Source organism: Escherichia albertii NBRC 107761 = DSM 17582 (assembly GCF_000759775.1).
GTDB classification, from domain to species: domain Bacteria; phylum Pseudomonadota; class Gammaproteobacteria; order Enterobacterales; family Enterobacteriaceae; genus Escherichia; species Escherichia albertii.
The window spans coordinates 11231-31454 of record NZ_BBMY01000044.1 but is presented as its reverse complement, the minus strand read 5'-3'; the positions used below and the strand labels follow the sequence as shown (position 1 = coordinate 31454).

The following is a 20224-nucleotide window of genomic DNA, read 5'->3' as shown; positions in this document are numbered from 1 at the left end:
CGTTGTACAGCGGGACAAGCAAATCATTACCTGACTGATACAGATTGCCGGGCTGTAGCCGTTTTTTCATGAGATAGGGATGAGAAGGGTTTGCCACCTCCGCCCGGCCAAGCAACTCAAAGGCCCGGCAGGCGGTCAGTTTCTGGCGCTGGTGGCGCTGTTGCTGTTCCCGCTGGCGGAGTCTGGCCGCCTCCTGTTCTGCGGCCTGTACCCGCACCCGTTGCGCCTCCCGTTGTTCGCGGGTCATTACATCAGGTTTACCCAGCGCGGGCAGGCACAGCCCCAGCCTGTCCGCCACAATACGGGCGGCATCAGTCTGCCGCACATTCCACAAATAAGCCCCCAGCGCCACAAGGTCGCCGCCGCTGTCCCCGGTGGCGAAGTCGTGCCAGCATCCGTCCACCAGCGAGACGGAAAAACTGCCCGCGTGACGGTCTGCACGTGTGGGGTTACGACACACCCATTCAGCGGCCTGCCGTTTACCTTCGGGCAGCCATTCGGGAACGAGGATTTCCGCATGTTGTGCCGCCACTGCGGCAACGCTGCGGATTGCGTTAATCGTGGCTATGTCACGCATGTTGCCCGCCCTCCCTGATTTCCCCGGTGCGGCAGCGCCAGTTATACGCCTCCACAACCTCACTGAATCCGGCCACAAGTTCAGCCGTAACAGCGATGGAATCGCCCAGGCTGCGTAGTTCGCCCATGCTGGGGTCGAGATTGTCGCCCATGCCGGAAAGCAGGCGGCCAGTGCTAATCAGCCCTTCAAGCAGTTTGCGGGCGCAGTAATCCGCATCGTCAAACAGGGCGCGGGCTTCCTGTGCGTCTGCGTTTTTGATGGCCGCAACCAGTAGTTCAGGTATCCGGGTGTTATACATATCACGCATGGCTTACCTCCCCGGCCTGCTGGTCGTAACACTCCATCAGTTCGGCCATACAGCCAATGAGGGCAGGGGCTGTCTGTAGAAATCCGGCTAACTGGCAGATCTCGTCTCTGGAATAGGTGATGGGGTTTTCGCGTAACTGGCTTTCCTCCAGCGCCTTACCAACAAAGGCAATCCCCGCCAGTAAATTCACTCTGTGCCAGTCGGCATCAACGCGCAGACTCCAGCGGCTTTCTTCGTCCGGCATACTGCTCATGGCGGCTTTCATTGACTCACGCAGACAATCACGCATGGCGCACCCCCTGAGACGGAACGCGGCCAGCAAACAGCAACACAAAATCACGCGCCAGCATACGGCGGGCGGTTGTTTCATCGGGTGCGTTGACGGATTCGCGGTGTGGGCGGTCGTTCAGGTCGGAACGGCGAACGGCCAGAAAGTGAAAGGTAAATTCAGTGTGTAACGGGGTTGGGGTCGTAGCCATTCTGGCAGCCTCCTTGTACTGGTTTAAGGAGTCACCGCCTGAGTTCCTACACTCATAAGGGGCGGTGACGCTGGCGGGGGTAGGAATACCGGCGTACAAGGAAACCGGCCAGCCTTTCGGCTGCCCCACCAGCGCCACCATAGATACAGTGCGGGCCTTGCCGCTGGGTATGGTTGCGCGATGGCATGACACAAAAAAAGACGCTGGGCGCGTCTGTGTCGCCTTGTACTGATTAAACGGGTTCCTACGCCCGGCTGGTGGATTTACACCAGCGGGGGAAATATAACGCCCACCAGCGATGGCAGGCAAGCAATATTTGCGGTTGACGCCCATCCTGTGGGGCATGTGGTGGTTGTTTTGGGCGTGAGAACGCCCCGGCCCTGTTACGGGCCTTTCTGGCATTTTCATGATTAAAATTCTCTGACGGGGTTAATTGCGCGTGCTGGTTGTGCCTTTGCGGTCAGCGAGCCACTGGCGGATAGCGGAAACATCAAAGCGGCTTACGCCATCGCCCAGCTTATCCGGGCTGGGGAATTTACCTTTTTTAACCCAGTTCCATAGCGTCGATTCGCTAATCTGAAAATGGTTTATCACCTGTGCCGGGCGCATATAGCCGGATTTGGGTAAGGTATCCATGATTAAAGCCTCTTACAGTGTTTTGGTGCTGAATGGAGGCTATACGCAAGGCGAGAAAAAGTAAAGGCGACTAAATTTAGTCGCCATTTTTATGAGTGTTTGCGGTTTCTTTAAAATGCTGGCATTTGTATTTAAAAAACGCTTTTATGCTTTCAATTTCATTGAAAGATTATCTTTTTGCTTTTGCGTTTCCGCCCAAAATTTTCCATTCATTAGGCAAGCGTCTGGCATCAGATAATATTTTTGCTATTCGTCCCGCGTCAGGTGTTGGGGTGGGATTGCCATCCCAGAACAGATAACCGTGTTTTTCTATGGCTTCGGCATGTGATTTAAGCGTCTTGCCAACATCTTTCGGGAAGTGATACGCCACGTACAGGGCAGCCGCGAGAACCTTTTCACGTTCCAGCGCGAATCGCTCCACACCGCCGTGTATATCCTGCTTTTCCTGATTCCTGTCATCTGTCGGTTGTTCTGTGCGCTGGTGGCCGGGCCTTTGTGCAAGTATTTTTTGCATGACCATCATTTCTGAATCGGTAATGCGCAAATTCTTTTTTTCAGGGGCGTTTATCCGGCGTGAGCCGCCACGTGGTGTAAAGGTTGCTGTAACTTTAGATAGTGATGGGTTGTTTGTGTATGGCTTTAATGTGAATGTGTCCTGTGCGTGAACGCGCGAGAACTCGGCGTAAGGTACAGTCCATAAGCCATACAGGAGAACATCTGATACAACCATAAGTTTCCCGTCATGTACCTGCGCGTCACTATGGTTGCTGTCAAAGTAGAACCCGGATTGTGAGTATTGATGGTAAACATTTTTCCAAATCAATATTGATTCAGGTTCGTTGTCATTGGGGAAAAGCTTGAGTTTCTCCCCTTCTTCCGGTTGTAGTAATTCAGGTGGGAAATAATCGTTTGTTGCTGGCGCTGAAATACTGGCAATGTTCCACGGCTTGGCCGGATATCCCCACTTGTCGTAATCCGTGTAGCTTTGGTGGTTTATGGAACTTTCCGGGCCGAAATCAAGTGCGATTTTTATTGTCCCTTTAGCCCATTCAGTCAGTATTTTTTTTTGAGTACACCCCAGTATGCTGGCGGCTGTATCAATAGGGTATGTGTTTTCATACATGGTTTACGTTACCTTTGACGCTACCTTAAAAATAAACCGGGGCAGGCGGTAAGGTTTCCCGCTTTTCGCGCCGTCGCGCTATCCCCGGTATGTTTTTATTTTGCAATCACTTTTGTGATGGGGGTTACGTTGTATTCATCCCCCTGTTCCAGAGCCACCAGCAGGTCGGCCCATAATTCAAGAGCGTGGCGGCGTTCATTGAAATACTGATGGCGGTTATAGATACCCTCAACGCCTTTAATTCGGTGGTTCAGGCAGCGTTCCGCCACTACAGGGTCTACCCCAAGCGCGGCAAGGTGAGTTCTGGCCGTGCGTCGGAAATCGTGAACGGTAAAACCCGGCACACCAGGCATATCCCGGCGAACCTTAGCCAGCGCAACGGGCAGGGTGCTTTCCTGTATGTGTGGAATCATGCGCTGTTGCATTTTGCGGGCTGGAAGCACCCAGCGGCTACCGCCTGAAATGCTGTGTAATTCACGCAACCATGCCACCGCTGGTGGTGGTAGTGGGATATCAATAGCATCCCCGTTTTTAGCCCGTTCGGCGGGGAGTCGCCATACAGCATTATCTAAATCAAATTCATCCCACTGTGCGGCGCACAACTCCATTTTTCGGCAGCAAAGGCAAAGTATCAGTTTCATGGTGAGTTCATTCTCACGGCTGAATCCTTTAGCTGTGCGCATGGCCTGAAAAAAACGAATGAGTTCATCACGTGTTAGCCATCGGTCGCGGCTTTTTTCAGCCCCACCAGCATCTGATAACTCAAAAGCAGCGGCGGGGTTTGTTTCCAGTGCGTGGCGTTTGATGGCGTAGTCGAATATCCGTTTAGTCCATCGCAAAACATCATTGGCGACTGTTGGCGCTCCACGGTCAATAATGCGCTGTAGCATTGCGTCAATATGGCGCGGTTTAACGTCTTCGACTTTCAGGCTGCCAATCTGAGGGTTGATATCTTTGTCTATGCGGCGGCGGAGAATATCGGGATGTTTCCAGCGGGGTAGTATTTGCCGTTCGTAGTATTCGGCTGCCAGTTCTGACACGCGAAGGGCGTTTCTTTCTTCCTCAATCCGTGCCAGTGCCGCCGCTTTTCGGGCCTGCTTTTCTCCGGCCACGTCATGACCCAGCGCAACACGGGCGGCCAGTTCTTTGACGGTGGTACGGGCTTTACTTAGTGACAGGTCGGAATATGAGCCGATGTGCATAGCACGTTGTTTTCCGGCCATCCGGTAACGATAGCGCCAGAATGGGGCGTTATATTTTTCAGGGAAGCACAAATACAGGCCGTTACCATCGGCGCGGGCATCAAAGCGTTCCCCGGCCTTTATCCACGCCCTTATCTGAATATCCGTTAACTTCGCCTTTGCCATAACTCCACCTGAATATTGAATGGGGGTGTGTACATAAACATGTGTCCATAAACTCCGTATGTACACGTGTATGTACACGGTTTTTGCTGGATTGCTTTGGAGTATATCGGAGTGCATTACAGTAAAAAAGCCCCATAAAATGGGGCTTTGCTGTTTTTATGTGGAGTGCCTCGGAGTTGGCTGGGGGTTATTCCACGTTCTGGATCTGTTCGCGCATTTGCTCGATCAACACCTTCAGCTCAATGGCGGAGTTTGTTACTTCGGCATTGATAGACTTCGAGGCCAGAGTGTTCGACTCGCGGTTGAACTCCTGCATCATAAAGTCCAGGCGGCGGCCAACCGCTTCTTTCTTCTTCAGAATGTTGTAGGTCTCTTTGACATGCGCTTCCAGCCGGTCCAGCTCTTCGGCAACGTCAATACGCTGCGCCAGCAGAACCAGCTCCTGTTCCAGACGGTTGTTCTCCAACTGTACCTGGGCATCTTCCAGTTTCGCGACCAGGCGTTCACGCTGCCATTGCAGAATTTCAGGCATATGGGCACGGACCTTAGCCACTTCGGCAGTGACGCCCTCCAGGCGCTGCTCGATTAACGCTTTTAGCGCCTGACCTTCGGTTTCACGGGCGACGATAAAGTCGTCCAGGGCGCCGTCCAGCGCAGCGAGAATTTCGGCGGCGATGGCGTCGAGATCCTGTTCCTGGGCGGCCATTACACCCGGCCAGCGGAGAATATCAACCGGGTTGATTTCCCCTTCGTCACTCTGCATTTTTACCCAGTTCGCGGCGGTTACCAGCTGTTTTGCCAGTTTTTCGTTGAGAATCAGCTCACCTTGCGCGCTGACATCTGGCTCATAGCGCAAAGTACATTCCACTTTCCCTCGTGTCAGACGAGAGCGAATACGCTCGCGAACGACAGGTTCAAGGCTACGGAACTGCTCCGGCAGACGAAAGTAAGTTTCCAGATAACGCTGGTTTACCGAGCGCATTTCCCATGTTGCGCTCCCCCATTCACCCTTGATTTCACGCCGGGCGTAGGCGGTCATACTGCGGATCATAGACGTTCCTGTTTTTGAAAGGAGAGGTGGAAGGATTATAGCCATCGATGTCTTGTCAGGATAGGAATAACCGCCGGAAGTCCGTATAATGCGCAGCCACATTTGTTTCAAGCCGGAGATTTCAATATGCGTCCAGCAGGCCGTAGCAATAATCAGGTGCGTCCCGTTACCTTGACTCGTAACTATACAAAACATGCAGAAGGCTCGGTGCTGGTCGAATTTGGCGATACGAAAGTGCTGTGTACTGCCTCTATTGAAGAAGGCGTGCCTCGTTTCCTGAAAGGTCAGGGGCAGGGCTGGATCACCGCCGAATACGGTATGCTGCCGCGTTCCACGCACACTCGCAACGCCCGTGAAGCAGCGAAAGGCAAGCAGGGCGGACGCACAATGGAAATCCAGCGTCTGATTGCCCGGGCATTGCGTGCTGCGGTGGATTTGAAAGCGCTTGGTGAATTCACCATTACGCTGGACTGCGACGTGTTGCAGGCGGATGGCGGCACGCGCACCGCGTCGATTACTGGCGCATGTGTCGCACTGGCAGATGCGCTGAATAAACTGGTTGAGAATGGCAAGCTGAAAACCAATCCGATGAAAGGGATGGTGGCTGCGGTTTCTGTCGGGATTGTGAACGGCGAAGCGATTTGCGATCTGGAATACGTTGAAGACTCAGCCGCTGAAACAGACATGAACGTGGTGATGACCGAAGACGGGCGCATCATTGAAGTGCAGGGGACGGCAGAAGGCGAGCCGTTCACCCATGAAGAGCTACTCACCTTGTTGGCGCTGGCCCGAGGGGGAATCGAATCCATTGTAGCGACGCAGAAGGCGGCGCTGGCAAACTGATTTTTAAGGCGACTGATGAGTCGCCTTTTTTTTGTCCGTAAAAAAGTAAGATGAGGAGCGAAGGCATGAAACCATATCAGCGCCAGTTTATTGAATTTGCGCTTGGCAAGCAGGTATTAAAGTTTGGCGAGTTTACGCTGAAATCCGGGCGCAAGAGCCCCTATTTCTTCAACGCCGGGCTGTTTAATACCGGGCGCGACCTGGCGCTGTTAGGCCGTTTTTACGCTGAAGCGTTGGTGGATTCTGGCATTGAGTTCGATCTGCTGTTTGGCCCTGCTTATAAAGGGATCCCGATTGCGACCACAACCGCTGTGGCGCTGGCGGAACATCATGACCGCGACCTGCCGTACTGCTTTAACCGCAAAGAAGCAAAAGACCACGGTGAAGGCGGCAATCTGGTGGGTAGCGCGTTACAAGGACGCGTAATGCTGGTGGATGATGTGATCACCGCCGGAACAGCGATTCGCGAGTCGATGGAAATTATTCAGGCCAATGGTGCGACGCTTGCTGGCGTGTTGATTTCGCTCGATCGCCAGGAACGGGGTCGTGGCGAGATTTCGGCGATTCAGGAAGTTGAGCGTGATTACAACTGCAAGGTGATCTCTATCATCACCCTGAACGATCTGATTGCTTATCTGGAAGAGAAGCCGGAAATGGCGGAACACCTGGCGGCGGTTAAGGCTTATCGCGAAGAGTTCGGGGTTTAAAGAAACTCGCCGGATGGAAAGTCATCCGGCGTCATATTACTGCAACTGCGCGGCAATCAGCGGCCAGCGGGCGTCAAAATCGTCTGTCGGACGGTATTTAAACTCGCTGCGGACAAAGCGTGACAGCATACCTTCACAAAACGCCAGCAATTGGCTCGCCAGTAGCGTTTCATCGGTAGTGTAGCCCTCACCTTCACGCATCTTCTTTTCACGCAATACCTGACGTAACTGCGCTTCAATACGCTCGAACAGTTGGTTGATGCGCCCTTGCAGGCGGTCTTGTTCAAACATCAGCGCGTGCCCGGTGAGGATACGGGTCAGGCCAGGATTACGCTCGCCAAAGCCGAGGATCAGCAACACAATCAGACGCAGTCGCGCAGTCGTGTCCTTCTCATCTTTCAGAATCAGGTTGATGCGGGTAATCAGACTATCTTCGATAAACTCAATCAGGCTATCGAACATGCGGGTCTTGCTGGGGAAGTGGCGATACAGTGCCGCTTCGGAAACGCCGACAGAGGCGGCCAGTTTTGCCGTCGTGATACGCTGGCTTCCATCACTGGATTCCAGCATCAGCGCCAGAGACTGAAGTATTTCTTCGCGACGGTTCCTTTTCGCAGTTTGTTTTTCTGCCATGTTACAAAATACCCCTGAAAATAAGCACTTGCCAGGCGGCACCCACGTTATGACCGCAAACGAAATGTTTGCGGCAATGTTATGACATTATTTGGATGCGTATGTGTTACTGACGACCAGAGTGACCAAATCCGCCTTCACCGCGGTCGGTGGCGTCAAATTCTTCAACCAGATTAAATTCAGCCTGTACCACAGGAACAAAAATCATCTGCGCAATACGTTCGCCAGGTTGAATGGTGAAGCTGTCCTGACCGCGGTTCCATACGGAGATCATCAACTGGCCCTGGTAATCGGAGTCGATCAATCCCACCAGGTTGCCAAGCACGATACCGTGTTTATGGCCCAGCCCGGAACGCGGCAACATCATCGCCGCCAGTGAAGGGTCGGCAATATGAATCGCCAGCCCGGTCGGTACCAGGGTGGTGTCGCCCGGCGCCAGTTCTACGGCGTCGTCGAGACAGGCGCGCAGGTCAAGTCCGGCAGAACCAGAGGTGGCATAAGTCGGGAGCGGAAATTCCTTCCCAATGCGCGGGTCCAGAATCTTAACGTCGATTTTTTTCATCATAACGGGTCACGATCTCGTCGAGTAATAATTGGCCAAGGAGCTCTTTTCGCTCAAGCGGTAAGACTTTGTCTCCATCCTGCCAGAAAAGGTGTAGTGCATTACTGTCGCTATTAAATCCTTGAGTTGGCTGTGAAACATCGTTCGCGCAGATCAAATCAAGGTTTTTACGGATTCGTTTTTGCCGGGCGTATTCTTCCACATTATTTGTTTCGGCGGCAAATCCAACGACGTACGGTCGATGGTCTTTTAGTGCGGCAACACCGGCGACAATATCAGGGTTTTTAACCATTTTTATTGTTAATTCATCGCCCTGCGTAGCCTGCTTTTTGATTTTTTCACGGGCCACGGTAGCAGCGCGATAATCCGCCACAGCGGCGCAACCAATAAAAATATTTTGCTGCTGTACTGAAGCCTTCACGGCAGCTTCCATCTCCAGCGCGGTCATCACATCAATACGTTGCACAAACGGCGGCGTCGGTAGTGAAACCGGGCCAGATACCAGCGTAACGTTCGCTCCACGACGAGCAGCGGCGGCGGCGATGGCAAAACCCATCTTGCCGGAGCTGTGATTGGAGATATAACGCACCGGATCGAGCGGTTCACGCGTTGGACCGGCGGTAATCATAATGTTCAGATGTTTCAGGTCGTTGACGGGTGAGAAATGGGCCACCGCCATCTCTACAATGGTTAACGGATCGAGCATTCGCCCGGGGCCGATATCACCACAAGCCTGACTGCCGCTATCGGGTCCCCAGATAAGCAAACCACGAGAGGCAAGCACCTCCAAATTATGCTGGGTAGCCGCAGCACGGTACATCTGCTGGTTCATGGCGGGTAGCACGGCAACAGGCGCAGGCGTAGCCAGGCAAATCGTCGACACCAGATCATTCGCCATACCGGCAGCAACGCGGGCAATTAAATCCGCCGTGGCAGGAGCGAGAATCACTAAATCAGCCCATTTACCCAGCTCAATATGGCCCATAGCGGCTTCGGCAGCCGGGTCAAGCAGACTGTCGGAAACGGGACAACCAGAAACCGCCTGTAAGCTAAGTGGAGTGATAAAGGCTTTTGCCGCTTCGGTCATTGCCACGCGGACGTCGGCCCCGCGATCGCGCAAACGACGCACCAGTTCAGGGGTTTTATAGGCAGCAATACCGCCGCTGACGCCGAGAACGATTTTTTTACCGGCCAGGCTCATGATGATTTTTCCTGTTGGGTGACACCAGAAGTTGGCGATTTTATCACAATACTTTTGTTGTCGTGCTTTCACCTGAGAATCACTTTGCGAGGCGCTTTCCAGGATTGAAAACGGGCCGTCGATTTAACCGGGCGACTATGACAGGATGCGCCCTCCACAAAGGAGGTGAAGGTGAAGAGCAATACAGAATTGTTGATGCCGCGCGAAAAAATGCTGAGGCTGGGTATTAGCTCACTAACGGATGTTGAACTGCTGGCGCTGTTTCTGCGTACCGGAACGCGCGGCAAAGATGTGCTAACGCTGTCGAAAGAAATGCTGGAGAATTTTGGTTCTCTCTACGGCTTGTTATCCTCTGAATACGAACAATTTAGCGGCGTTTATGGCATTGGTGTGGCGAAATTCGCCCAGCTAAAAGGGATTGCTGAACTGGCGCGGCGTTACTACAACGTGCGAATGCGTGAAGAAAGCCCGCTACTTAGCCCAGAGATGACGCGTGAATTTTTACAAAGCCAATTGACTGGCGAAGAACGCGAGATCTTTATGGTGATCTTTCTCGACTCTCAGCATAGAGTCCTTACCCATAGCCGGCTGTTTTCCGGCACGCTAAACCATGTGGAAGTGCATCCCCGGGAGATCGTTCGCGAAGCGATAAAAATAAACGCGTCAGCGCTGATCCTTGCCCATAATCACCCTTCGGGTTGTGCTGAGCCCAGTAAAGCGGATAAACTCATCACCGAACGGATAATAAAGAGTTGTCAGTTCATGGAATTACGCGTGCTCGACCATATCGTGATTGGGCGTGGAGAATATGTTTCTTTTGCCGAACGCGGCTGGATTTTATCCGCTATGCGCGATCCTTCGGGATCTTTGTCTGTTCGGGACTTGAGCACATCGCCGAGTCAGCGTATACTACGCCACCTTTGAGAATCTCGGGTTTGGCATTTGGGCCTGGCAATCGAGAGTTCACATAGAACTGCGATGACCGGGCTGTAAAGCCTGACGAGGCGCCAATACCCCATACGAAGCTCGAGCTAATTTGATTTTTGGAGAATAGACATGTCCCGAGTCTGCCAAGTTACTGGCAAGCGTCCGGTGACCGGTAACAACCGTTCCCACGCACTGAACGCGACTAAACGCCGTTTCCTGCCTAACCTGCACTCTCACCGTTTCTGGGTTGAGAGCGAGAAGCGTTTTGTCACCCTGCGTGTATCTGCTAAAGGTATGCGTGTAATCGATAAAAAAGGCATCGATACAGTTCTGGCTGAACTGCGTGTCCGTGGCGAAAAGTACTAAGTACTTAGAGGAAATAAATCATGGCTAAAGGTATTCGTGAGAAAATCAAGCTGGTTTCTTCTGCTGGTACTGGTCACTTCTATACCACTACGAAGAACAAACGTACTAAGCCGGAAAAACTGGAACTGAAAAAATTCGATCCAGTTGTTCGCCAGCACGTGATCTACAAAGAAGCGAAAATCAAATAATTCTCGCTTTGTTGTGACAAAAAACCTCGCTCCGGCGGGGTTTTTTGTTATCTGCCTGTCCCCATATTATTTGCATCTGTTCATTCCCGGAGATGCTATGCCTGAATTACCCGAAGTTGAAACCAGTCGTCGCGGCATTGAACCACACCTCGTTGGCGCGACCATCCTTCATGCAGTTGTGCGCAACGGTCGTTTGCGCTGGCCGGTTTCGGAAGAAATCTACCGTTCAAGCAATCAGCCCGTACTTAGCGTGCAGCGCCGCGCTAAATATCTGCTGCTGGAGCTGCCAGAGGGCTGGATTATCATCCATCTGGGGATGTCTGGCAGCTTGCGCATCCTTCCTGAAGAACGTCCCCCTGAAAAGCATGATCACGTTGATTTGGTGATGAGCAACGGCAAAGTGCTGCGCTACACCGATCCCCGCCGCTTTGGCGCCTGGCTGTGGACCAGGGCGCTGGAAGGGCATAATGTGTTGGCCCATCTTGGGCCGGAACCGCTTAGCGATGATTTTAACGGTGAATACCTGCATCAAAAGTGCGCCAAGAAAAAGACAGCGATTAAACCCTGGTTGATGGATAACAAACTGGTAGTGGGCGTGGGAAATATCTACGCCAGTGAATCGCTGTTTGCGGCGGGGATCCATCCTGATCGGCTGGCATCATCGCTGTCATTGGCAGAATGTGAACTTCTGGTGCGGATGATTAAAACGGTGCTGTTGCGGTCGATTGAGCAAGGCGGCACCACGCTGAAGGATTTTCTGCAAAGCGACGGTAAACCGGGGTATTTTGCGCAGGAATTACAGGTTTACGGACGTAAAGGTGAGCCGTGTCGGGTATGCGGTACGCCGATTGTAGCGACTAAACACGCGCAGCGGGCAACGTTTTATTGCAGGCAGTGTCAGAAGTGATTGGTGCGGGCCGGATGGTCATGCCATCCGGCATAAAGGCTACGCTAATTTCGCCATCAGCGCCTGATGGACATTCTCTGGCAGGAAATGGGTGACATCGCCCTGATGACGAGCCACCTCTTTGACCAGTGAAGAAGAGATAAATGACCACTCTTTCGAAGGCATCAGAAAGACGCTTTCCAGTTCCGGCATCAGATGGCGATTCATATGCGCCAGTTGCATTTCATATTCAAAATCTGCAACTGCCCGCAAGCCACGAATCAGCACCGTGGCTTGTTGCTTACGTGCGAAGTTCGCCATCAAATCACTGAAACCGACCACCTCAACGTTGCTCAGATGTGCAGTGGCTTGCTGCGCCAGCGCCACGCGCTCTTCGAGGCTAAACATCGGTTTTTTGCTGGGGCTGGCGGCAATTGCCAGAATAACGTGATCGAACATCTGCGTGGCGCGCGTCACGATATCGATATGACCATTGGTAATGGGATCGAAAGTCCCCGGATAAATCGCCCGTTTTTGCATAACAACCTCAATGCGTTTTCGGTGGCAGGTAAGGTTCCAGCAGTTGAAGCAGACGCTGCAACGCGCCCTGGTTTTGATACAGTACTTCAACGGCATGGCGGCCATAGAAACTACGGTAGTCGGCGTCGGTGAGTAAAGAGGAGACCTCTTTTGCCAGTGACGTGGCATCAGTGACGGTAATCAGTCCGTTTGCTTGTTCCAGCCGTGCGCAGATATCTTTAAAGTTAAAGGTATGTGGCCCCATCAGTACCGGAATAGCGTGCGCAGCGGCTTCCAGCGGATTATGCCCGCCGCGTTCGACCAGTGAACCGCCAACAAAAGCGAGATCGGCAATGCCGTACAGCAACATCAGCTCACCCATCGTATCACCTACCACAACCTGCGTGCTGGTGGAGGGGACTTCGCCTGAAGAGCGTGTGATATAGCTTAGACCAGCCTGGCGAACAAGGTTAATCGCATCCGGGAAGCGTTCTGGATGACGCGGAACAAGAATGAGCAATAAATTCGGGAACTGTTGCAACAGCGCCTGATGCGCGGCAATCACTACGCTCTCTTCGCCATCGTGAGTGCTGGTGGCAATCCATACTGGACGATGCGGCGCCCATTGACGGCGCAACGTAACGGCTTTAGCAGCTAACTGTGGCGTTACAGAAATATCAAACTTCAGGCTACCGGTAACGGTCACCTGATTATTTTTTGCGCCCAGGGCGACAAAACGTGCACCATCTTCTTCATTTTGCGCAGCAATCAATGTAATACGGCGCAACAAGCGGCGAACAAATTTACCCAGTCTGGCGTAACCTGCGGCAGAGCGCGCAGAGAGTCGCGCGTTGGCGATAACCAACGGAATTTTGCGTTTATGCAAAGCTGCTATCAGGTTTGGCCATAGCTCGGTTTCCATAATCAACACCAGTTTAGGGTCAACTTTATTGAGGAAACGGTTGAGCGCATCGGGCAAGTCGTAAGGCAGATAGACGTGCTGAACATCTTTACCGAAAGCCGACAGTACGCGCTCCGAGCCGGTTGGCGTCATGGTTGTGACGGTAATCGGCAAATCAGGATAACGATGACGTAGCGCGCGCACTAATGGGATCGCCGCCAGTGTTTCACCGACGGAAACAGAGTGCAGCATAATGCCGCCTGGCTTTAGCGGATGGCGGTAAAATCCGTAACGTTCACCCCAGCGTTTTCGATAGGCCGGAGCCTTACGTCCGCGCACCCAAAGTCGTATCCAGATCAGCGGCTGAATAAGGTAGAGAAGGGCGGTGTAAAGCAATTCGAGCATAATAAATAGCTGACTTATGGATGTGCTGGGGATTCTATGTATTTAGCTGTGGCTTTACCATTACTTTTCCCGCTTTTGACTGAAATAGCTGCTGTTTGGTCTAATCCGCCGCTACATCTTCAGTTTTTTTGTATTTTTATGCGATTCATTGAAAATCGACCAGATTTGTAATCTTCAGGTTAATAGCTTAGGAATTATCGGCATCAAGGTGTCAAATTATCTGTATGATTTTATTTATTAAAACATATATTGTGTATAAAAATCATTCGGATCGGATTGCAGCGAAAGAAATGATACACTAGCGCGTCAAAGAAAGTGCGTTATCAGTATTCAGGTAGCTGTTGAGCCTGGGGCGGTAGCGTGCTTTGTTCTGCTTAACTTAACCAGACAATCACAACAAAAGAGCCGCTAGTGGAAAAGCCATTTCTGAAAATCCTGGTCATAAAGATGCGATATCATGGAGATATGTTACTCACTACTCCTGTCATCAGTACGCTCAAGCAGAATTATCCCGACGCAAAAATCGATATGCTGCTTTATCAGGACACAATCCCTATTTTATCGGAAAATCCAGAAATTAATGCACTCTACGGTATAAGTAATAAAGGCGCAGGAACATTCGATAAAATCAAAAATGCGCTTTCGTTGATAAAAACTCTGCGTGCGAATAATTACGACCTGGTCATTAATCTCACCGATCAGTGGATGGTGGCATTGTTGGTGCGTTTTTTACCTGCACGTATGAAAATATCGCAACTTTATGGTCACCGACAGCATGGCATCTGGAAAAAAAGCTTTACACATTTAGCGCCAATACACGGCACACATATTGTTGAGCGTAATTTATCGGTCCTTGAACCATTAGGTATTACCGATTTCTACACTGACACAACAATGAGTTATGCCGAAGATTGTTGGAAGAAGATGCGTCAGGAATTAGACGCACTGGGCGTAAAAGATCATTATGTTGTTATCCAACCGACCGCCCGTCAGATATTCAAATGTTGGGACAACGATAAATTTTCTATGGTGATTGATGCCTTGCAACGGCGTGGCTATCAGGTTGTACTGACCTGTGGGCCTTCGGCAGATGATCTCGCTTGCGTCGATGAAATTGCGAGAGGTTGTCAAACGAAACCTATTACCGGTCTTGCAGGTAAAACACGTTTTCCTGAACTAGGGGCGTTAATTGATCATGCAGTACTTTTTATTGGTGTAGATTCTGCGCCAGGACATATTGCTGCGGCAGTGAAAACCCCCGTCATTAGTCTATTTGGTGCAACTGATCACGTATTCTGGCGTCCATGGACCGATAATATTATTCAATTCTGGGCAGGGAATTATCAGAAAATGCCAACCCGACATGAACTTGATCGCAACAAAAAATATCTTTCTGTTATTCCAGCGGAAGATGTGATTGCCGCGACGGAAAAGTTGTTGCCGGAAGATGCCCCTGTGGCTGACAGGAATGTACAATTATGATCGTGGCGTTTTGTTTATATAAGTATTTTCCTTTTGGTGGGCTACAACGCGACTTTATGCGTATTGCATCAACAGTTGCAGCACGAGGTCACCATGTTCGGGTATATACGCAATCGTGGGAAGGAGATTGTCCGAAAGCATTTGAACTCATTCGCGTACCGGTAAAGTCTCATACTAACCATGGGCGTAATGCAGAATATTATGCCTGGGTACAAGAACATCTGAAGACACATCCCGCCGATCGCGTTGTCGGCTTTAATAAGATGCCGGGGCTGGATGTCTATTTTGCCGCCGATGTCTGTTACGCCGAGAAAGTGGCACAGGAAAAAGGTTTTTTCTATCGCCTGACATCACGCTATCGCCATTATGCTGCATTTGAGCGAGCAACTTTCGAGCAGGGCAAATCGACGAAACTTATGATGCTGACCGATAAGCAAATCGCCGATTTCCAGAAACATTACCAAACCGAACCGGAACGTTTTCAAATTCTTCCCCCCGGTATCTATCCAGACAGAAAATACAGTGAGCAAATTCCAGACAGTCGTGAAATTTATCGCCAGAAAAATGGCATAACTGAACAACAAAACTTATTGCTGCAGGTTGGATCAGATTTTGTTCGCAAAGGTGTAGATCGCTCAATTGAAGCGTTAGCATCGTTACCGGAATCATTACGCCACAATACACTTTTGTTTGTTGTCGGTCAGGATAAACCGCGGAAATTTGAAGCGTTGGCAGAAAAACTTGGCGTGCGTAGCAATGTGCGTTTCTTTTCCGGTCGCAACGATGTGTCGGAATTAATGGCTGCAGCAGATCTATTACTGCATCCCGCTTATCAGGAAGCTGCCGGTATCGTTCTTCTTGAAGCGATCGCTGCAGGATTACCTGTTTTGGTCACATCAGTATGTGGATACGCGCATTATATTGCAGATGCTAATTGTGGAACGGTCATTGCCGAACCTTTCTGCCAGGAACAATTAAATGAGGTTTTACGTAAAGCGTTAACACAGTCTCCCCTGCGAGCGGCCTGGGCGGAGAATGCTCGCCACTATGCCGATACTCAGGATTTGTATAGCCTGCCAGAGAAAGCAGCGGATATTATTACAGGTGGTTTAGATGGTTGAATTAAAAGAACCGCTTGCCACACTTTGGCGCGGTAAAGATGCTTTTACCGAGGTTAAAAAACTAAATGGCGAAGTCTTCCGGGAACTGGAGACTCGTCGCACATTACGCTTTGAACTGTCCGGGAAAAGCTATTTCCTCAAATGGCACAAAGGGACGACATTAAAAGAGATTATAAAAAATCTGCTCTCGTTGCGAATGCCTGTTTTAGGGGCAGACAGAGAATGGAATGCTATTCATCGGTTGCGTGATGTCGGCGTTGATACGATGTACGGTGTTGGATTTGGTGAAAGAGGGCTAAATCCATTGACCCGCACGTCATTTATTATTACAGAAGATCTTACCCCCACTATTAGCCTTGAAGATTATTGTGCAGACTGGGCGGCCAATCCACCTGATATACGTGTTAAGCGTATGCTGATTACACGAGTGGCAATCATGGTGCGTAAAATGCACGCCGCAGGAATAAATCACCGTGATTGCTACATCTGCCATTTTTTGCTTCACCTGCCTTTTACTGGTCGGGAAGATGAGCTAAAAATTTCGATAATCGACCTGCATCGAGCACAGATACGTGCAAAAGTACCGCGTCGCTGGCGAGATAAAGATTTGATTGGCTTGTATTTTTCATCGATGAATATTGGCCTGACGCAGAGAGACATATGGCGGTTTATGAAGGTTTATTTTGGGAAGTCTTTACGTGAAGTTTTATTACAGGAAGTTAATTTAACCAGAAAAGCAAGAATTAAGGCACAAAAAATAAAAGAAAGGACAATAAGGAAAAAGCTTTAAATATTCATTGCTTATAATAAGGATTTAAAAATTGTTAAATCTTAAAAACTTCGTCGCTAAGAAACAAAATTTATTTCAACGTGAAATACCGAATATTAAAGCTTTACATATAGCGTTATGCTTTGACCGTGGGTTCATAATGCCAGCGGGTGTTGCATTATATTCAATTATTTCAAATAATAGTAATATTAACCTTCATTTTCATCTTCTTGTTTCAGGAATAAGCGAAAGTGAATGCTCAGTATTTTCCGAGCTAGAGAGAGCAAATACGGCAATATCAGTATATCATGTGACAGATAAATTTGATATTAATCCAGACACCTTAGTTCTGGGCATTCCTTTATCAACATGTTTGCGCTTTTTAATTCCAGAAATTGTTGATGAAAAAATAACAAATATACTTTACCTTGATAGTGATATTATATGTAACGGCTCTTTATATGATCTCGTTGATTACGATTTAAATGATTATATTGCATGCGTCGTCTCTGACTCACCAGATATGCAAGAACGTGTGAAAAAGTTAAACTATGGCATTGATTTTATAAATTATTTTAATGCCGGAGTAATGCTTATTAATACCAATGCATGGAAAGAAGAAAATATAACGCAAAAGGCGTTAGAGATGATCAACAATGGGAAAGTATATAGATATGCAGATCAGGATGTGTTAAATATTTTACTTAATGGACGATTATATTATCTCGATAAAAAATATAATAATAAGACAACATTATCAGTAGTATGTGATGAAGAGCAAAAAAACTTATCCAACACAATTATAATGCATTATGTTACCCAAAACAAACCATGGTATAAAATATTTAGAGCACGAAATTTTGAACATTATTTTTATAATTCACCCTGGAAAAATTATAAAAGGATGTTAGCCCCATCATCAAGTGATATTAGATTAAGAGCTAAAGTTTATTGGTCCGAAAGGAAATATTGGAAAGCAACTTCTTGCTATTATCATTACCTGCTCGCTAAATTATTCGGCGTAAAGTTCTAGATGGAAAATTAATATAATTATGAAAATAGCGTTTATCGGCGAAGCAGTTTCTGGATTCGGCGGCATGGAAACAGTGATCCGTGATGTCATTACTACTTTCAGACAACAACATATCCAAAGTGAAATGTTTTTCTTCTGCCGTAATGACAAAATGAATAAGGAATGGCTGGAAGAGATTAAATACTCGTGTTCATTTTCCAATATTCGTTTAGGCTTTTTGCGTCGGGCAAAACATATTCATGCTTTGAGTAAATGGCTTCAGGATTATCAGCCGGATGTCGTTATCTGTATTGATGTGATCTCTTGTTTGTATGCCGCAAAGGCGCGTAAAAAGTCAGGTATCAATGTGCCAGTATTTTCATGGCCGCATTTCTCTTTAGATCATAAAAAGCATGCTGAATATATTACCTGCGCAGACTACCATTTAGCGATCAGTACCGGCATTAAACAGCAAATGATTAACAGGGGGGTGCCAGAGTCCACGATAAACGTTATTTTTAACCCTGTTGAAACTAAAGACTCGATCATTCCAGCGCCAGCAGAAGGTGAAACGGCAACATTCATTTATGTTGGGCGCATGAAATTTGAAGGCCAGAAACGAATAAAAGACCTGCTTGATGGCTTATCGCAAGCTCAAGGTGACTGGAAACTTCATGTATTAGGTGACGGCTCTGATTTTGAAAAATGTCAGGCATACGGTAGGGAACTAAATATTGATGATCGAATTATCTGGCATGGCTGGCAAAAACAGCCATGGGAGGTCGTGCGCCAGGACATTAAAAAGGTCAGTGCATTGCTATTAACCTCATCTTTTGAAGGTTTTCCTATGACCCTGCTTGAAGCGATGTCGTGGGGTATTCCGTGTATCAGCGCAGATTGTGTCTCCGGTCCTGGTGATATGATTCAGCCGGGTGTTAATGGCCATTTATATCAACCGGGTGAGCTAACAGGTTTTATCAATCTTCTTGATAAATATATCTCAGGTGAAATTAGCCTGGCACATAATGTTATTCCCGCATCTATCGGTAAGTTTTATCAACCGATATATTACGACAGATTGCAAAAAATAATTGTTTCTGCTATTTCCCGGAGGAAATAATGCAGCAGGTTTTTTTCAAAGAAACTGAATTTCTCAATTCAGTTATTGATTATAATCATAAAGAAGAAACAGAAAATCTTTGTTTGGATATTGCTTATGGTACTGACAAAAATTTTCTTTTTGGTTGCGGTATTTCGATTGCCTCAGTATTAAAATATAATGAAGGGAGTCGATTGTGCTTCCATGTTTTCACTGATTATTTTGGTGATGACGATCGCAAATATTTTGATGCTCTGGCACATCAGTATAAAACCAGAATTAAAATATATCTAATTAATGGTAATCGACTTCGTTCATTACCAAGTACCAAGAACTGGACATACGCAATCTATTTTCGCTTTGTCATTGCAGATTATTTCGTTGATAAAGCACCTAAAGTTCTCTACCTGGATGCAGACATTATTTGCCAGGGGTCAATAGAACCGTTAATCAATTTCTCATTTCCAGATCATAAAGTCGCAATGGTTGTGGCGGAAGGAAAAAATGACTGGTGGGAGAAGCGTGCGTATTCGTTAGGTGTTGCTGGTATTGCTAATGGGTATTTTAACTCTGGTTCTTTATTAATTAATGTTAATCAATGGGCAGTAGAACAAGTTTCTGCACGAGCCATTGAAATGCTAAATGATCCAGAAATAGTAAAAAAAATAACGCATCCCGATCAGGATGTATTGAATATGCTATTAGCAGATAAACTTATTTTTGCTGATATAAAATATAATACTCAGTTTAGTTTAAACTATCAGCTAAAAGAAAGTTTCAAAAACCCTGTAACCAAAGATACTATTTTTATTCATTATATTGGGCCAACCAAACCCTGGCATGACTGGGCCTGGGATTATCCTGTATCACAAGCCTTTATGGAGGCCAAAAATGCCTCTCCATGGAAGAATACTGCATTGCTGAAACCAAACAATAGTAATCAGTTAAGATATAGTGCCAAACATATGCTAAAAAAGCATAGATACCTAAAGGGATTTAGTAATTATCTTTTGTATTTTATAAAAAAGATAAAGCATTAAAACCTGGAAACTATAAAGTAATG

General features: G+C 48.4%; 23 protein-coding genes and 2 pseudogenes. 12 read left to right on the top strand and 13 right to left on the bottom strand.

Annotation, left to right across the window (positions count from 1 at the left end; translation table 11 throughout):
• From EA14781_RS10195 to EA14781_RS10160, 8 genes and pseudogenes are all read right to left on the bottom strand, one after another.
• A pseudogene (locus EA14781_RS10195) lies at positions 1-577 on the bottom strand (toprim domain-containing protein); the annotation flags it as partial.
• A complete protein-coding gene (locus EA14781_RS10190; RefSeq protein WP_001205473.1) occupies positions 570-884 on the bottom strand; it encodes a hypothetical protein in 315 nt (104 codons plus the stop codon). The pseudogene EA14781_RS10195 and the gene EA14781_RS10190, both read right to left, overlap by 8 nt.
• On the bottom strand, positions 877-1173 hold the full coding sequence (locus tag EA14781_RS10185) for a hypothetical protein (RefSeq protein ID WP_001204000.1): 297 nt from the start codon (positions 1171-1173) through the stop codon (positions 877-879). Before EA14781_RS10185 ends, EA14781_RS10190 begins: the two co-directional genes overlap by 8 nt.
• Positions 1166-1696 (bottom strand): host cell division inhibitor Icd-like protein, encoded by a 531-nt coding sequence (locus EA14781_RS23130; RefSeq protein WP_071585946.1) that lies wholly within the window; start codon positions 1694-1696, stop codon positions 1166-1168. Before EA14781_RS23130 ends, EA14781_RS10185 begins: the two co-directional genes overlap by 8 nt.
• Positions 1697-1792: 96 nt before the next feature.
• Positions 1793-1999 (bottom strand): helix-turn-helix transcriptional regulator, encoded by a 207-nt coding sequence (locus EA14781_RS10175; protein ID WP_000380339.1) that lies wholly within the window; start codon positions 1997-1999, stop codon positions 1793-1795.
• A gap of 169 nt (positions 2000-2168) precedes the next feature.
• The gene (locus EA14781_RS10170; RefSeq protein ID WP_000273179.1) at positions 2169-3122 is read right to left on the bottom strand and encodes a hypothetical protein; all 954 of its coding nucleotides are present in this window, start codon (positions 3120-3122) and stop codon (positions 2169-2171) included.
• Between the two features lie 95 nt (positions 3123-3217).
• Entirely contained in the window at positions 3218-4489 is a 1272-nt protein-coding gene (locus EA14781_RS10165; RefSeq protein ID WP_001029632.1) for a tyrosine-type recombinase/integrase, read from the bottom strand.
• 187 nt (positions 4490-4676) lie between these two features.
• Entirely contained in the window at positions 4677-5540 is an 864-nt protein-coding gene (locus tag EA14781_RS10160; RefSeq protein ID WP_000621325.1) for a YicC/YloC family endoribonuclease, read from the bottom strand.
• 126 nt (positions 5541-5666) lie between these two features.
• On the opposite strand from EA14781_RS10160, the gene rph reads away from it, so the two are divergent.
• Positions 5667-6383: a ribonuclease PH gene (gene rph, locus EA14781_RS10155; RefSeq protein WP_001247086.1), complete on the top strand. Its 717-nt coding sequence runs from the start codon at positions 5667-5669 to the stop codon at positions 6381-6383.
• A gap of 65 nt (positions 6384-6448) precedes the next feature.
• Positions 6449-7090, top strand: coding sequence for an orotate phosphoribosyltransferase (gene pyrE, locus EA14781_RS10150; protein ID WP_000806157.1), 642 nt, complete (start codon positions 6449-6451; stop codon positions 7088-7090).
• A gap of 36 nt (positions 7091-7126) precedes the next feature.
• On the opposite strand, the gene slmA is transcribed toward pyrE, so the two are convergent.
• The 3 genes from slmA to coaBC all read right to left on the bottom strand — a co-directional run bounded on the left by slmA (position 7127) and on the right by coaBC (position 9486).
• Complete coding sequence (slmA, locus tag EA14781_RS10145; RefSeq protein WP_000818597.1) at positions 7127-7723, bottom strand: nucleoid occlusion factor SlmA; 597 nt, start codon at positions 7721-7723, stop codon at positions 7127-7129.
• Between the two features lie 106 nt (positions 7724-7829).
• Positions 7830-8288 carry a dUTP diphosphatase gene (gene dut / locus EA14781_RS10140; protein ID WP_000976061.1) on the bottom strand — a complete coding sequence of 153 codons (459 nt, stop codon included), beginning with the start codon at positions 8286-8288 and terminating at the stop codon, positions 7830-7832.
• Positions 8266-9486, bottom strand: coding sequence for a bifunctional phosphopantothenoylcysteine decarboxylase/phosphopantothenate--cysteine ligase CoaBC (gene coaBC / locus EA14781_RS10135; RefSeq protein WP_000050113.1), 1221 nt, complete (start codon positions 9484-9486; stop codon positions 8266-8268). Before coaBC ends, dut begins: the two co-directional genes overlap by 23 nt.
• 171 nt (positions 9487-9657) lie before the next feature.
• Here coaBC and radC point away from each other — a divergent pair.
• The 4 genes and pseudogenes from radC to mutM form a co-directional block, all read left to right on the top strand.
• Positions 9658-10323: pseudogene (radC, locus tag EA14781_RS10130) on the top strand (RadC family protein); the annotation flags it as partial.
• 219 nt (positions 10324-10542) lie between these two features.
• Positions 10543-10779 (top strand): 50S ribosomal protein L28, encoded by a 237-nt coding sequence (rpmB, locus tag EA14781_RS10125; protein ID WP_002460366.1) that lies wholly within the window; start codon positions 10543-10545, stop codon positions 10777-10779.
• A 20-nt stretch (positions 10780-10799) separates the two neighbouring features.
• The gene (gene rpmG, locus EA14781_RS10120) at positions 10800-10967 is read left to right on the top strand and encodes a 50S ribosomal protein L33 (RefSeq protein ID WP_001051798.1); all 168 of its coding nucleotides are present in this window, start codon (positions 10800-10802) and stop codon (positions 10965-10967) included.
• 97 nt (positions 10968-11064) lie between these two features.
• Positions 11065-11874 carry a bifunctional DNA-formamidopyrimidine glycosylase/DNA-(apurinic or apyrimidinic site) lyase gene (mutM, locus tag EA14781_RS10115; RefSeq protein WP_001114553.1) on the top strand — a complete coding sequence of 270 codons (810 nt, stop codon included), beginning with the start codon at positions 11065-11067 and terminating at the stop codon, positions 11872-11874.
• A gap of 39 nt (positions 11875-11913) precedes the next feature.
• Here mutM and coaD read toward each other — a convergent pair whose 3' ends face one another.
• Entirely contained in the window at positions 11914-12393 is a 480-nt protein-coding gene (gene coaD / locus EA14781_RS10110; protein WP_001171860.1) for a pantetheine-phosphate adenylyltransferase, read from the bottom strand.
• Between the two features lie 7 nt (positions 12394-12400).
• Positions 12401-13678 (bottom strand): lipid IV(A) 3-deoxy-D-manno-octulosonic acid transferase, encoded by a 1278-nt coding sequence (waaA, locus tag EA14781_RS10105; RefSeq protein WP_000891550.1) that lies wholly within the window; start codon positions 13676-13678, stop codon positions 12401-12403.
• 411 nt (positions 13679-14089) lie between these two features.
• Here waaA and rfaQ point away from each other — a divergent pair, with 411 nt between their 5' ends.
• Genes rfaQ through waaO form a run of 6 tightly spaced genes read left to right on the top strand, consistent with a single transcriptional unit; the run spans position 14090 to position 20201 of the window.
• Entirely contained in the window at positions 14090-15160 is a 1071-nt protein-coding gene (gene rfaQ / locus EA14781_RS10100; protein WP_000414657.1) for a lipopolysaccharide core heptosyltransferase RfaQ, read from the top strand.
• Positions 15157-16281, top strand: a complete 1125-nt coding sequence (rfaG, locus tag EA14781_RS10095) for a lipopolysaccharide glucosyltransferase I (RefSeq protein WP_000634287.1) — start codon at positions 15157-15159, stop codon at positions 16279-16281. The genes rfaQ and rfaG overlap by 4 nt, the downstream gene beginning before the upstream one ends.
• Positions 16274-17071: a lipopolysaccharide core heptose(I) kinase RfaP gene (gene rfaP / locus EA14781_RS10090; RefSeq protein WP_000229847.1), complete on the top strand. Its 798-nt coding sequence runs from the start codon at positions 16274-16276 to the stop codon at positions 17069-17071. Before rfaG ends, rfaP begins: the two co-directional genes overlap by 8 nt.
• Positions 17072-17102: 31 nt before the next feature.
• Entirely contained in the window at positions 17103-18083 is a 981-nt protein-coding gene (locus tag EA14781_RS10085; RefSeq protein ID WP_000933372.1) for a glycosyltransferase family 8 protein, read from the top strand.
• A gap of 19 nt (positions 18084-18102) precedes the next feature.
• Entirely contained in the window at positions 18103-19182 is a 1080-nt protein-coding gene (gene waaB, locus EA14781_RS10080; RefSeq protein ID WP_000683969.1) for a lipopolysaccharide 1,6-galactosyltransferase, read from the top strand.
• Entirely contained in the window at positions 19182-20201 is a 1020-nt protein-coding gene (gene waaO / locus EA14781_RS10075) for a lipopolysaccharide 3-alpha-galactosyltransferase (protein WP_001188012.1), read from the top strand. Before waaB ends, waaO begins: the two co-directional genes overlap by 1 nt.
• The last annotated feature ends 23 nt before the right edge of the window (positions 20202-20224 follow it).